The organism is Streptomyces sp. NBC_01268 (assembly GCF_036240795.1).
GTDB lineage: Bacteria > Actinomycetota > Actinomycetes > Streptomycetales > Streptomycetaceae > Streptomyces.
Genome location: NZ_CP108454.1, coordinates 1596222 through 1609563, shown reverse-complemented (window position 1 = coordinate 1609563; position 13342 = coordinate 1596222). Strand labels below are relative to the sequence as shown.

The 13342-nt window shown below is 70.7% G+C and carries 13 protein-coding genes; 12 read left to right on the top strand and 1 reads right to left on the bottom strand.

What is annotated here, in order from left to right; genetic code table 11:
* The first annotated feature begins 10 nt into the window (after window positions 1-10).
* Complete coding sequence (gene efp, locus OG309_RS06835) at window positions 11-577, top strand: elongation factor P (protein ID WP_329418972.1); 567 nt, start codon at window positions 11-13, stop codon at window positions 575-577.
* A gap of 2 nt (window positions 578-579) precedes the next feature.
* Complete coding sequence (gene nusB, locus OG309_RS06830; protein WP_329418970.1) at window positions 580-1017, top strand: transcription antitermination factor NusB; 438 nt, start codon at window positions 580-582, stop codon at window positions 1015-1017.
* Window positions 1018-1322: 305 nt separating this feature from the next.
* Here the strand turns inward: nusB and bldD are convergent, their stop codons facing one another.
* Window positions 1323-1823: a transcriptional regulator BldD gene (bldD, locus tag OG309_RS06825; protein ID WP_189976704.1), complete on the bottom strand. Its 501-nt coding sequence runs from the start codon at window positions 1821-1823 to the stop codon at window positions 1323-1325.
* 244 nt (window positions 1824-2067) lie between these two features.
* Here bldD and pyrR point away from each other — a divergent pair, with 244 nt between their 5' ends.
* From pyrR to gmk, 10 genes are all read left to right on the top strand, one after another.
* The gene (gene pyrR, locus OG309_RS06820) at window positions 2068-2631 is read left to right on the top strand and encodes a bifunctional pyr operon transcriptional regulator/uracil phosphoribosyltransferase PyrR (RefSeq protein ID WP_329418967.1); all 564 of its coding nucleotides are present in this window, start codon (window positions 2068-2070) and stop codon (window positions 2629-2631) included.
* 81 nt (window positions 2632-2712) lie between these two features.
* Window positions 2713-3702, top strand: a complete 990-nt coding sequence (locus OG309_RS06815; protein WP_329418965.1) for an aspartate carbamoyltransferase catalytic subunit — start codon at window positions 2713-2715, stop codon at window positions 3700-3702.
* A 5-nt stretch (window positions 3703-3707) separates the two neighbouring features.
* Window positions 3708-4994, top strand: coding sequence for a dihydroorotase (locus tag OG309_RS06810; RefSeq protein ID WP_329418963.1), 1287 nt, complete (start codon window positions 3708-3710; stop codon window positions 4992-4994).
* A complete protein-coding gene (locus OG309_RS06805) occupies window positions 4991-5563 on the top strand; it encodes a PH-like domain-containing protein (RefSeq protein ID WP_329418962.1) in 573 nt (190 codons plus the stop codon). Before OG309_RS06810 ends, OG309_RS06805 begins: the two co-directional genes overlap by 4 nt.
* Entirely contained in the window at window positions 5560-6714 is a 1155-nt protein-coding gene (gene carA, locus OG309_RS06800) for a glutamine-hydrolyzing carbamoyl-phosphate synthase small subunit (protein ID WP_329418960.1), read from the top strand. Before OG309_RS06805 ends, carA begins: the two co-directional genes overlap by 4 nt.
* Window positions 6707-10015, top strand: coding sequence for a carbamoyl-phosphate synthase large subunit (gene carB, locus OG309_RS06795; protein WP_329418958.1), 3309 nt, complete (start codon window positions 6707-6709; stop codon window positions 10013-10015). Before carA ends, carB begins: the two co-directional genes overlap by 8 nt.
* 80 nt (window positions 10016-10095) lie before the next feature.
* Complete coding sequence (locus OG309_RS06790; protein ID WP_329418957.1) at window positions 10096-11205, top strand: quinone-dependent dihydroorotate dehydrogenase; 1110 nt, start codon at window positions 10096-10098, stop codon at window positions 11203-11205.
* A gap of 11 nt (window positions 11206-11216) precedes the next feature.
* On the top strand, window positions 11217-12062 hold the full coding sequence (gene pyrF / locus OG309_RS06785) for an orotidine-5'-phosphate decarboxylase (protein ID WP_329428187.1): 846 nt from the start codon (window positions 11217-11219) through the stop codon (window positions 12060-12062).
* A gap of 303 nt (window positions 12063-12365) precedes the next feature.
* A complete protein-coding gene (locus OG309_RS06780; RefSeq protein ID WP_030693098.1) occupies window positions 12366-12689 on the top strand; it encodes an integration host factor in 324 nt (107 codons plus the stop codon).
* A gap of 73 nt (window positions 12690-12762) precedes the next feature.
* Window positions 12763-13326 (top strand): guanylate kinase, encoded by a 564-nt coding sequence (gene gmk / locus OG309_RS06775; protein ID WP_046907461.1) that lies wholly within the window; start codon window positions 12763-12765, stop codon window positions 13324-13326.
* Window positions 13327-13342: the final 16 nt, after the last annotated feature.

The following is a 13342-nucleotide window of genomic DNA, read 5'->3' as shown; positions in this document are numbered from 1 at the left end:
TTCCGCAACCGTGGCTTCCACGAACGACCTCAAGAACGGCATGGTGCTCAAGCTCGACGGGGGCCAGCTCTGGTCCGTCGTCGAGTTCCAGCACGTCAAGCCCGGCAAGGGCCCCGCCTTCGTGCGCACCAAGCTCAAGCACGTGCTCTCCGGCAAGGTCGTCGACAAGACCTTCAACGCTGGTACGAAGGTCGACACCGCCACCATCGACCGCCGTGACATGCAGTTCTCCTACATGGACGGCGAGTACTTCGTCTTCATGGACATGGAGACCTACGACCAGCTGCACATCGACCGGAAGAACGTCGGCTCCGCCGCCAACTTCCTGATCGAGGGCTTCACCGCCTCGGTCGCGCAGCACGAGGGCGAGGTGCTCTACGTGGAGCTGCCGGCCGCCGTCGAGCTCGTGATCAAGGAGACCGAGCCGGGCGTCCAGGGCGACCGCTCCACCGGTGGCACCAAGCCCGCCATCCTGGAGACCGGCCACCAGATCCAGGTCCCGCTCTTCATCACCACCGGTGAGAAGGTCAAGGTCGACACCCGCTCCAGCGACTACCTCGGCCGGGTGAACAGCTAACCGTGGCCGCCCGGAGCAAGGCCCGCAGGCGGGCTTTCCAGATCCTGTTCGAGGCCGACCAGCGCGGTACCTCGGTCCAGGAGGTCCTCGCGGACCAGGTCCGTCTCGCCCGGTCGGAGGAGCACCAGCCGCCGGTCAATGAGTTCACCATGCAGCTGGTCGAGGGGTACGCGTCCTACGTGGCGCGCATCGACGAGCTCATCGCGACCTACGCGGTGGACTGGGACCTCGACCGGATGCCCGCCGCCGACCGGAACATCGTGCGCCTCGGCGCGTACGAGCTGATCTGGGAGGACGGCACGCCCGACGCGGTGGCGATCGACGAGGCCGTGCAGCTCGCCAAGGAGTTCTCCACGGACGAGTCGCCGACCTTCGTCAACGGTCTCCTCGGCCGCTTCAAGGACCTGAAGCCCCGCCTGCGCCGGGACGAGGACGCCTAGTCCCGCACGACCCGGTCCAGGCCGCAGCAGTCCGTACGGCACTCGAAGGGGCCCGCAGCACATCTCGTGCTGCGGGCCCCTTCGCCGTTGATCGGCGGGCGCGGCCGCCCCTGCCGCGCCGCCGAGCCGTGCCGTCCCTGGAGGGCCGCCAGGGCGGTGCCGCCCGGGCCGTGCCGGTCGTGAGCGTCGCCAGGCGCGCCGTCACGGGCCCCGCACGAAAGCGCCGGGCCCCTGGGAGTCGGAGTGACTCCCAGGGGCCCGGCGGCACGTTTCTGCGCTGGTATGAGGCTGTGCGACCCGAGGGGTCAGTTCTCCTCGTGGGCGACGGCGCGGCGCGCGTCCGCGTCCAGGACGCCCCAGCTGATCAGCTGCTCGGTGAGGACCGAGGGGGACTGGTCGTAGATGACGGCGAGGGTGCGCAGGTCGTCCTGGCGGATCGACAGCACCTTGCCGTTGTAGTCGCCGCGCTGCGACTGGATGGTCGCCGCGTAGCGCTGGAGCGGGCCGGCCTTCTCGGCGGGGACGTGGGCAAGGCGCTCCAGGTCCAGGACCAGCTTCGGCGGCGGCTCGGCGGCCCCGCCCGGCGTGGTGCCCGGCAGCAGCTCCTGCACCGGGACCCCGTAGAAGTCCGCCAGCTCGGCCAGACGCTGTACGGTCACGGCGCGGTCACCACGCTCGTAAGAACCGACCACGACCGCCTTCCAGCGGCCCTGGGACTTCTCCTCCACACCGTGGAGGGAAAGGCCCTGCTGGGTGCGGATCGCACGGAGTTTGGCCCCGAGCTGCTTTGCGTATTCGCTGGACATAACGCTCCCGGACGCTGTGACGATTGCGGCGGCGCCGCGCGGCTGGTAACTCACTGTGAGGTTACGCAGCGTGACACTCTCCCGTCAAGCCGAATGGTCCATACCGCCCCCTCCCGAGGGACGGCGTCCGGAGTGGCGCCAGGGTGGTGAGCAGGGCACCTGCCCGCCCCTGGTAAGGTGAATGGCGCAATTCCGACGTCCTTTAAGATCCGTCCCGTGAGGCGGAGAAGGAGGTCCGTTTCATATGGACGCACAGCAGCAGCAGACCGATGCCCGGCCCGTTCTCGAGGCCCCGGACATCGCGCGGGTCCTGACCCGCATCGCCCACGAGATCGTCGAGCGCGCCAAGGGTGCCGACGACGTGGTCCTCCTCGGCATCCCGACCCGCGGTGTCTACCTCGCCCGCCGGCTCGCCGAGAAGCTGGAATCGATCACCGGCGCCAAGGTCCCGGTCGGTTCCCTCGACATCACGATGTACCGCGACGACCTGCGGATGAAGCCGGCGCGCGCCCTCGGCCGCACCGAGATCCCGGGTGACGGCATCGACGGCCGCCTGGTCGTCCTCGTCGACGACGTGCTCTTCTCCGGACGCACCATCCGCGCCGCCCTCGACGCCCTCGGCGACATCGGCCGCCCCCGCGCGGTCCAGCTCGCCGTCCTCGTCGACCGCGGCCACCGCGAGCTCCCGATCCGCGCCGACTACGTCGGCAAGAACCTCCCCACGTCGCTGCGGGAGACGGTCAAGGTCCAGCTCGCCGAGGAGGACGGTCGCGACACCGTGCTGCTCGGCAGCAAGCCCGCCTCCTAGCCGGACCGGCCCCCGACGGGTCCAGGGCACAGCCCTGCGCGCCCGCATGCCCTCACCCTCCCCACCCCGGAGAGAAACCCGATGATGCGTCACCTCATCTCGGCCGCCGACCTCACCCGCGACGACGCCGTCCTCATCCTCGACACCGCCGAGGAGATGGCCCGGGTGGCCGACCGGCCCATCAGGAAGCTGCCGACCCTGCGCGGCCGCACGATCTGCAACCTCTTCTTCGAGGACTCCACCCGCACCCGGATCTCCTTCGAGGCCGCCGAGAAGCGCCTCTCCGCCGATGTGATCAACTTCGCGGCCAAGGGCTCCAGCGTCTCCAAGGGCGAGTCCCTCAAGGACACCGCGCAGACCCTGGAGGCGATGGGCGTCGACGCCGTCGTCATCCGGCACGGCGCGTCCGGCGCCCCGTACCGCCTGGCCACCTCCGGCTGGATCGACGCCCCCGTCATCAACGCGGGCGACGGCACCCACCAGCACCCCACCCAGGCCCTGCTGGACGCCTTCACCATGCGCCGCCGCCTGGTCGGCCGCGACACCGGCCTCGGCAAGGACCTGAACGGCAGGCGCATCACGCTCGTCGGCGACGTCCTGCACAGCCGGGTCGCCCGCTCCAACGTCGACCTCCTGCACACCCTCGGCGCCGAGGTCACCCTGGTGGCCCCGCCCACCCTGGTCCCCGTCGGCGTGGAGACCTGGCCCTGCGAGGTCTCGTACGACCTCGACAGCGTGCTGCCGAAGTCCGACGCGGTGATGATGCTGCGTGTGCAGCGCGAGCGGATGAACGCCGCCTTCTTCCCGACCGAGCGCGAGTACTCGCGCCGGTACGGGCTGAACGGCGAGCGGATGGCCAAGATGCCCGAGCACGCCATCGTCATGCACCCCGGGCCCATGGTCCGCGGCATGGAGATCACCGCCGAGGTCGCCGACTCGGACCGCTGCACGGTCGTCGAGCAGGTCGCCAACGGGGTCTCCGTCCGCATGGCCGTGCTCTACCTGCTGCTCGGCGGCTCCGAGCCCGCCGCCCCCGCCGCCCCCGCCACCCCCCGCACCGAGGAGAACTGAACCCCATGAGCAAGATCCTTATCCGTGGTGCGAAGGTGCTCGGCGGCGAGGCCCAGGACGTCCTGATCGACGGCGAGACCATCGCCGAGGTCGGTACGGGCCTGTCGGCCGAGGGCGCCCAGGTGATCGAGGCCGAGGGCCAGATCCTGCTGCCGGGTCTCGTCGACCTGCACACCCACCTGCGCGAGCCGGGCCGCGAGGACTCCGAGACCGTCCTCACCGGCACCCGGGCCGCCGCCACCGGCGGCTACACGGCCGTCTTCGCCATGGCCAACACCCACCCGGTCGCCGACACCGCCGGCGTCGTCGAGCAGGTCTACCGCCTCGGCCGCGAGCACGGCTACTGCGACGTGCAGCCCATCGGCGCCGTCACCGTCGGCCTGGAGGGCAAGAAGCTGGCCGAGCTCGGCGCCATGCACGACTCCGCCGCCGGCGTCACCGTCTTCTCCGACGACGGCAAGTGCGTCGACGACGCCGTGATCATGCGCCGCGCCCTGGAGTACGTGAAGGCCTTCGGCGGCGTCGTCGCCCAGCACGCCCAGGAGCCCCGCCTCACCGAGGGCGCCCAGATGAACGAGGGCATCGTCTCCGCCGAGCTCGGTCTGGGCGGCTGGCCGGCCGTCGCCGAGGAGTCGATCATCGCCCGCGACGTCCTGCTCGCCGAGCACGTCGGCTCCCGCGTCCACATCTGCCACCTCTCCACGGCCGGCTCCGTCGAGATCGTCCGCTGGGCCAAGTCCCGCGGCATCGACGTCACCGCCGAGGTCACCCCCCACCACCTCCTCCTCACGGACGAGCTCGTCCGGACGTACAACCCGGTCTACAAGGTGAACCCGCCGCTGCGCACCGAGCGGGACGTCATGGCGCTGCGCGAGGCCCTCGCCGACGGCACGATCGACATCGTCGCCACCGACCACGCCCCGCACCCGCACGAGGACAAGGACTGCGAGTGGGCCGCCGCCGCCATGGGCATGGTCGGCCTGGAGACCGCCCTGTCCGTCGTCCAGCAGACGATGGTGGAGACCGGACTGCTCGACTGGGCCGGCGTCGCCGACCGGATGTCCGTCCAGCCGGCCCGGATCGGACAGGCCAAGGAGCACGGCCGCCCCGTCTCGGCAGGTGAGCCCGCCAACCTGACCCTGGTCGATCCGGCTTACCGTGGTGTCGTGGACCCCGCCGACTTCGCCTCCCGCAGCCGCAACACCCCCTACGAGGGCCGCGAGCTGCCGGGGCGCGTCACCCACACGTTCCTGCGGGGCCGGGCAACGCTCGTCGACGGGAAGCTGGCGTGACACCACTCATTCAACTGGCCGAGCAGAAGTCCGCCGAGGTCACCGACTGGGCCGGCCGCATCGGCTGGGTCGCGGGACTGCTGCTCTTCGTCGCCTTCGTCTACTGGCTGATGCGCCAGGGATGGAAGTGGCGCGGCAGCCTCCAGTCCGGCCTCCCGGACCTGCACGAGGTGCCCGAGGCCCCGGCAGCGGCGAGGCTGACACTGGCCGGCCGCTACCACGGCTCCACCACCGCCGGGCACTGGCTCGACCGGATCGTCGCCCACGGCCTGGGCGTCCGCAGCCGGGCCGAGCTCACCCTGACGGACCAGGGCATCGCGGTCGTCCGCCCCGGCGCGAACGACTTCCTCATCCCGGCCGACGCCCTGCGCGAGGCCAGGCTGGACAAGGGCATCGCCGGCAAGGTCCTCACCGAGGGCGGCCTCCTGGTCGTCACCTGGACGCACGGCGACACGCTGCTCGACTCCGGCTTCCGCTCCGACCGCGCGGCCGACCACGCCGCCTGGGTCGAGGCCATCAACTCCATGAGCTCCACGAACCACGCAAGCACGACGGAAGGCGCACGATGACGACCTCCACAAGGGGAGCCGCCAAGGTTCCCGCCGTACTCGTCCTGGAGGACGGCCGCATCTTCCGCGGCCGCGCCTACGGGGCCGTGGGGGAGACCTTCGGCGAGGCCGTGTTCTCCACCGGCATGACCGGCTACCAGGAGACCCTCACCGACCCGTCGTACCACCGCCAGGTCGTCGTGATGACCGCCCCGCACGTGGGCAACACCGGCGTCAACGACGAGGACCCCGAGTCGTCCCGCATCTGGGTCGCCGGCTACGTCGTCCGCGACCCCGCACGCGTCTCCTCCAACTGGCGCGCCCAGCGCTCGCTCGACGAGGAGCTGCGGCAGCAGGGCGTCGTCGGCATCCAGGGCATCGACACCCGCGCCCTCACCCGCCACCTGCGCGAGAGCGGCGCCATGCGCGTCGGCATCTTCTCCGGCAGCGCGCTCCCCGACGAGGGCACCATGCTCGCCGAGGTCCGCCAGCAGCCCGAGATGAAGGGCGCGGACCTCTCCGCCGAGGTCGCCACCAAGGAGACGTACGTCGTCCCCGCGATCGGCGAGAAGAAGTTCACCGTCGCCGCCGTCGACCTCGGCATCAAGGGCATGACCCCCCACCGGATGGCCGAGCGCGGCATCGAGGTCCACGTGCTGCCCGCCACCGCCACCGCCGAGGACGTCTACGCCGTCAACCCCGACGGCGTGTTCTTCTCCAACGGCCCGGGCGACCCGGCCACCGCCGACGGCCCCGTCGCCGTCATGCAGGAGGTCCTGCGCCGCAAGACCCCGCTCTTCGGCATCTGCTTCGGCAACCAGATCCTGGGCCGCGCGCTCGGCTTCGGCACCTACAAGCTGAAGTACGGCCACCGGGGCATCAACCAGCCCGTCCAGGACCGCACCACCGGCAAGGTCGAGGTCACCGCGCACAACCACGGCTTCGCCGTCGACGCGCCCCTCGACAAGGTCTCCGACACCCCCTTCGGGCGGGTCGAGGTCTCCCACGTCTGCCTGAACGACGACGTCGTGGAGGGCCTGCAGCTGCTCGACCAGCCGGCCTTCTCCGTCCAGTACCACCCCGAGGCGGCCGCCGGCCCGCACGACGCCGCGTACCTCTTCGACCGCTTCACTTCGCTGATGAACACCGCCCTGGAGGCCGAGCGTGCCTAAGCGCACCGATATCCAGTCCGTCCTGGTCATCGGCTCCGGCCCGATCGTCATCGGCCAGGCAGCCGAGTTCGACTACTCCGGTACCCAGGCGTGCCGCATCCTCAAGGCCGAGGGCCTGCGGGTCATCCTGGTGAACTCCAACCCGGCCACGATCATGACCGACCCGGAGATCGCCGACGCCACGTACGTCGAGCCGATCACCCCCGAGTTCGTCGAGAAGATCATCGCCAAGGAGCGCCCCGACGCCCTCCTGCCCACCCTCGGCGGCCAGACCGCGCTCAACACCGCGATCTCCATGCACGAGCAGGGCGTCCTGGAGAAGTACGGCGTCGAGCTCATCGGCGCCAACGTCGAGGCCATCCACAAGGGCGAGGACCGCGACCTCTTCAAGGGTGTCGTCGAGGCCGTCAAGGCCAAGATCGGCTACGGCGAGTCCGCCCGCTCGGTCATCTGCCACTCCATGGACGACGTCCTCAAGGGCGTCGACACCCTCGGCGGCTACCCCGTCGTCGTGCGCCCCTCCTTCACCATGGGCGGCGCCGGCTCCGGCTTCGCCCACGACGAGGAGGAGCTGCGCCGCATCGCCGGCCAGGGCCTCACGCTCTCCCCGACCACCGAGGTGCTCCTGGAGGAGTCCATCCTCGGCTGGAAGGAGTACGAGCTGGAGCTGATGCGCGACAAGAACGACAACGTCGTGGTCGTCTGCTCCATCGAGAACTTCGACCCGATGGGCGTCCACACCGGTGACTCGATCACCGTCGCCCCGGCGATGACGCTCACCGACCGCGAGTACCAGCGGCTCCGCGACATCGGCATCGCGATCATCCGCGAGGTCGGCGTCGACACCGGCGGCTGCAACATCCAGTTCGCGATCGACCCGGTCGACGGCCGGATCATCGTCATCGAGATGAACCCGCGCGTCTCCCGCTCCTCCGCGCTCGCCTCCAAGGCGACCGGCTTCCCGATCGCCAAGATCGCGGCCCGGCTCGCCGTCGGCTACACGCTGGACGAGATCCCCAACGACATCACCGAGAAGACGCCGGCCTCCTTCGAGCCGACCCTCGACTACGTCGTCGTCAAGGCCCCGCGCTTCGCCTTCGAGAAGTTCCCGGCCGCCGACTCCACGCTGACCACGACCATGAAGTCGGTCGGCGAGGCCATGGCGATCGGCCGCAACTTCACCGAGGCGCTCCAGAAGGCCCTGCGCTCCCTGGAGAAGAAGGGCTCGCAGTTCGCCTTCACCGGCGAGACCGGCGACAAGGCCGAGCTGCTCCGCGAGGCGGTCCGCCCCACCGACGGCCGGATCAACACCGTCATGGAGGCCATCCGCGCGGGCGCCACCCCCGAGGAGGTCTTCGAGGCCACCAAGATCGACCCCTGGTTCGTCGACCAGCTCTTCCTCATCAAGGAGATCGCCGACGACCTGGCCGCCGCCGAGAAGCTGGAGCCCGAGCTCCTCGCCGAGGCCAAGCGCCACGGTTTCTCCGACGCCCAGATCGCCGAGATCCGCGGCCTGCGCGAGGACGTCGTCCGCGAGGTCCGGCACGCCCTCGGCGTCCGCCCGGTCTACAAGACGGTCGACACCTGCGCCGCCGAGTTCGCCGCCAGGACCCCGTACTTCTACTCCTCGTACGACGAGGAGAGCGAGGTCGCGCCGCGCGAGAAGCCCGCGGTGATCATCCTGGGCTCCGGCCCGAACCGCATCGGCCAGGGCATCGAGTTCGACTACTCCTGCGTCCACGCCTCCTTCGCGCTCAGCGACGCGGGCTACGAGACCGTGATGGTCAACTGCAACCCCGAGACCGTCTCGACGGACTACGACACCTCCGACCGCCTGTACTTCGAGCCGCTGACGCTCGAGGACGTGCTGGAGATCGTCCACGCCGAGTCCCTCGCGGGCCCGATCGCCGGTGTCGTCGTCCAGCTCGGCGGCCAGACCCCGCTGGGTCTCGCCCAGGCGCTCAAGGACAACGGCGTGCCGGTCGTCGGCACCTCCCCGGAGGCCATCCACGCCGCCGAGGACCGCGGCGCCTTCGGCCAGGTGCTCGCCGAGGCCGGGCTGCCCGCGCCGAAGCACGGCACCGCCACCACCTTCGCCGGCGCCAAGGCCATCGCCGACGAGATCGGCTACCCCGTCCTCGTACGCCCCTCGTACGTGCTCGGCGGCCGCGGCATGGAGATCGTCTACGACGAGGCGCGCCTGGAGTCGTACATCGCCGAGTCCACCGAGATCTCCCCGACCCGCCCGGTCCTCGTCGACCGCTTCCTCGACGACGCCATCGAGATCGACGTCGACGCGCTCTACGACGGCGAGGAGCTCTACCTCGGCGGTGTCATGGAGCACATCGAGGAGGCCGGCATCCACTCCGGCGACTCGGCCTGCGCCCTGCCCCCGATCACCCTCGGCGGCTTCGACATCAAGCGCCTGCGCGCCTCCACCGAGGCCATCGCCAAGGGCGTCGGCGTGCGCGGTCTGATCAACATCCAGTTCGCGATGGCCGGCGACATCCTGTACGTCCTGGAGGCCAACCCGCGCGCCTCCCGCACGGTCCCCTTCACCTCGAAGGCGACCGCCGTGCCGCTCGCGAAGGCCGCCGCCCGCATCTCGCTGGGCGCCACCATCGCCGAGCTGCGCGCCGAGGGCCTGCTGCCGAAGACCGGCGACGGCGGCACCCTGCCGCTCGACGCGCCGATCTCCGTCAAGGAGGCCGTGATGCCGTGGTCGCGCTTCCGCGACATCCACGGCCGCGGGGTGGACACCGTCCTCGGCCCGGAGATGCGCTCCACCGGCGAGGTCATGGGCATCGACAACGTCTTCGGCACGGCCTACGCCAAGTCGCAGGCCGGCGCCTACGGCCCGCTGCCCACCAAGGGCCGCGCGTTCATCTCCGTCGCCAACCGCGACAAGCGCTCGATGATCTTCCCGGCCCGTGAGCTCGTCGCCCACGGCTTCGAGCTGATGGCCACCTCCGGCACCGCCGAGGTCCTCAAGCGCAACGGCATCAACGCCACCGTCGTGCGCAAGCAGTCCGAGGGCGAGGGGCCGAACGGCGAGAAGACCATCGTCCAGCTCATCCACGACGGCCAGGTCGACCTGATCGTCAACACCCCGTACGGCACCGGCGGCCGCCTCGACGGCTACGAGATCCGTACGGCGGCGGTGGCCCGCTCCGTCCCGTGCCTGACCACGGTCCAGGCGCTGGCGGCGGCGGTCCAGGGCATCGACGCCCTCAACCACGGAGACGTGGGCGTCCGCTCGCTCCAGGAGCACGCGGAACACCTGACCGCGGCCCGCGACTAGCAGCCCGTACGAAGCAGGGGGACACCGGCAACACCCGCGGTGTCCCCCTCTTCATGAGCGCACGAGGGATATTTCGGACGATGTACAAGCTCTTCTTCAACCTGATCTTCAAGCGGATGGACCCCGAGAAGGCCCACTACCTGGCCTTCCGCTGGATCCGGCTCGCCGCTCGCACCCCGGTGCTGCGCACCTTCGTCGCGGCCGTCCTCGCCCCCCGGTACAAGGAGCTGCGCACCGAGGCCCTGGGCCTGCGCATGCACGGCCCCTTCGGCCTCGCCGCCGGCTTCGACAAGAACGCCGTCGCCATCGACGGCATGGCCATGCTCGGCTTCGACCACGTCGAGATCGGCACCGTCACCGGCGAGGCCCAGCCCGGCAACCCCAAGAAGCGCCTCTTCCGGCTGGTCCCGGACCGCGCCCTGATCAACCGCATGGGCTTCAACAACGAGGGCTCGGCCGCCGTCGCCGACCGCCTCGCGCACCGCGACCCGGTCTTCAGGACCGTCGTGGGCGTCAACATCGGCAAGACCAAGGTCGTGCCCGAGGCCGAGGCCGCCGCCGACTACGTGAAGTCCACCGAGCGGCTCGCCCGCCACGCCGACTACCTGGTCGTCAACGTCTCCTCGCCGAACACCCCGGGCCTGCGCAACCTCCAGGCCACCGAGTCGCTGCGCCCGCTCCTGACCGCCGTCCGCGAGGCCGCCGACCGCGCCGTCACCGGCCGCCGCGTCCCGCTCCTGGTCAAGATCGCCCCCGACCTCGCCGACGAGGACGTGGACGCGGTCGCCGACCTGGCCCTGGAGCTCGGCCTCGACGGCATCATCGCCACCAACACCACCATCGCGCGCGAGGGCCTCGGCCTGACCTCCGACCCCGCGCTGGTCAAGGAGACCGGCGGACTGTCCGGCGCCCCCGTCAAGGAGCGCTCCCTGGAGGTCCTGAGCCGCCTCTACGCGCGCGTGGGAGACCGGATCGTCCTGATCGGCGTCGGCGGCATCGAGAACGCCGAGGACGCCTGGCAGCGGATCCTGGCCGGCGCCACCCTGATCCAGGGCTACAGCGCCTTCATCTACGAGGGCCCGTTCTACGCCCGCGCGATCCACAAGGGCCTCGCCGCGCGCCTGGCCGCCTCCCCGTACGCCACCCTCGCCGAGGCCGTCGGCGCCGCCCACCGAAAGGCCGAGAAGTGACCGAAGCGACCCTGGAGAACCTGGCGCCGTTCGGCGCCCGCCTGCGCACCGCCATGGACGAGCGCGGCCCCCTGTGCGTCGGCATCGACCCGCACGCGGCCCTGCTGAGCTCCTGGGGCCTGGCCGACGACATCGCGGGCCTGGAGCGCTTCACGTACACCGTCGTGGAGGCCCTGGCCGGCACCGTGGCCGTCTTCAAGCCCCAGGCGGCCTTCTTCGAGCGCTTCGGCTCGCGCGGCATCGCCGTCCTGGAGCGCGCGGTCGCCGATCTGCGGGCCGCGGGCGGCCTGGTGGTCATGGACGCCAAGCGCGGCGACATCGGCTCCACGATGGGCGCCTACGCGGAGGCCTTCCTGCGCAAGGACTCCCCGCTGTTCTCGGACGCGCTCACGGTCTCCCCGTACCTCGGCTACGGCTCCCTGAAGCCGGCCGTCGACCTGGCCCGCGAGTCCGGTGCCGGCCTCTTCGTGCTGGCCCTCACCTCGAACCCCGAGGGCGCGGAGGTGCAGCGCGCGGTCCGTGAGGACGGCCGGACCGTCGGCGCGACGATGCTGGCCCACCTGGCGGCGGAGAACGCGGGGGAGACCCCCATGGGCTCCTTCGGCGCGGTCGTCGGCGCCACCCTCGGCGACCTGTCCGCCTTCGACCTGGACATCAACGGTCCGCTGCTCGCCCCGGGCATCGGCGCGCAGGGCGCCACCGCGGCCGACCTCCCCGCCGTCTTCGGCGCGGCGGTCCGCAACGTGGTCCCGAACGTCAGCCGGGGCGTCCTGAAGGAGGGTCCGGACGCGGGCGCGCTGCGAGCCGCGGCGGAACGTTACGCGACCGAGATCCGCGAGGCGGTCGAGGGCCACTAGCCCCCTCGGGGTCGATTTCGGCCGGTTCTCGCCAACCCGCAGGTCGGGTGGCGTGTCCCGGCCGTCTCACTCCTTGACAAAAGTTGGCCCAAAACCGAGTCGTTATGCCGGAAATGTCCTGGTCGGTCGATGCTGACCAGGACTTTTCGTCTGTTCTCGCTGACTGGAGCGGCCTTGGCCGCTAGTCTCCGGGGCAGAGGCGGCGTTCGGCGTACTCCACGTCGGTCGCTGCTCCACTGGTGTGGGGCGTGCAGCTTCCCACCGGTCCGTATCCGACAGTTCGACATCCGAGGTGACGTAGGCGTGGCTCTTCCGCCCCTTACCCCTGAACAGCGCGCAGCCGCGCTCGAGAAGGCCGCCGCGGCTCGCCGGGAGCGGGCCGAGGTCAAGAATCGACTCAAGCACTCCGGCGCCTCCCTCCACGAGGTCATCAAGTCGGGCCAGGAGAACGACGTCATCGGCAAGATGAAGGTCTCCGCCCTGCTCGAGTCCCTCCCGGGCGTGGGCAAGGTCCGCGCCAAGCAGATCATGGAGCGCCTGGGCATCTCCGAGAGTCGCCGGGTCCGCGGCCTCGGCTCCAACCAGATCGCCTCCCTGGAGCGCGAGTTCGGCAGCACCGGCGCCTGACCGAGGGCGCGCGTCCCGGGTGCACCCGGGACGCGGGTCCCGGGCACACCGGTAAAGCTGGAATAATCGCTGCATGGCAGCAGAGGTACGTCCGCGGCTGACCGTGCTCTCCGGCCCCTCAGGGGTGGGCAAGAGCACGGTCGTCGCTCATATGCGCAAGGTCCACCCCGAGGTCTGGCTCTCGGTGTCGGCCACGACACGAAAGCCCCGTCCCGGCGAGAAGCACGGCGTCCAGTACTTCTTCGTGACGGACGACGAGTTCGACAAGCTGATCGCCAACGGCGAGCTCCTCGAGTGGGCCGAGTTCGCGGGCAACCGCTACGGCACCCCCCGCGGCGCGGTCCTCGACCGCCTGGAGGCCGGCGAGCCGGTCCTCCTGGAGATCGACCTCCAGGGCGCCCGCCAGGTCAAGGAGTCCATGGACGACTCCCAGCTGGTCTTCCTCGCCCCGCCGAGCTGGGACGAGCTGGTCCGCCGGCTCACCGGCCGCGGCACCGAGTCGCCCGAGGTGATCGAGCGTCGGCTGGCCGCCGCGAAGGTCGAGCTGGCCGCCGAGTCGGAGTTCGACACCACCCTCGTCAACACCTCGGTCGAGGACGTCGCGCGCGAGCTGCTAACGTTGATGAACGTTGTCTGATCTTTTTTCCATCTTC

Coding starts and splice junctions, on each gene's coding strand:
- bldD (WP_189976704.1), bottom strand. CDS start 1,823: ATGTCCAGCGAATACGCAAAGCAGCTCGGGGCCAAACTCCGTGCGATC.
- pyrR (WP_329418967.1), top strand. CDS start 2,068: ATGGACGCACAGCAGCAGCAGACCGATGCCCGGCCCGTTCTCGAGGCC.
- OG309_RS06815 (WP_329418965.1), top strand. CDS start 2,713: ATGATGCGTCACCTCATCTCGGCCGCCGACCTCACCCGCGACGACGCC.
- OG309_RS06810 (WP_329418963.1), top strand. CDS start 3,708: ATGAGCAAGATCCTTATCCGTGGTGCGAAGGTGCTCGGCGGCGAGGCC.
- carA (WP_329418960.1), top strand. CDS start 5,560: ATGACGACCTCCACAAGGGGAGCCGCCAAGGTTCCCGCCGTACTCGTC.
- OG309_RS06790 (WP_329418957.1), top strand. CDS start 10,096: ATGTACAAGCTCTTCTTCAACCTGATCTTCAAGCGGATGGACCCCGAG.
- gmk (WP_046907461.1), top strand. CDS start 12,763: ATGGCAGCAGAGGTACGTCCGCGGCTGACCGTGCTCTCCGGCCCCTCA.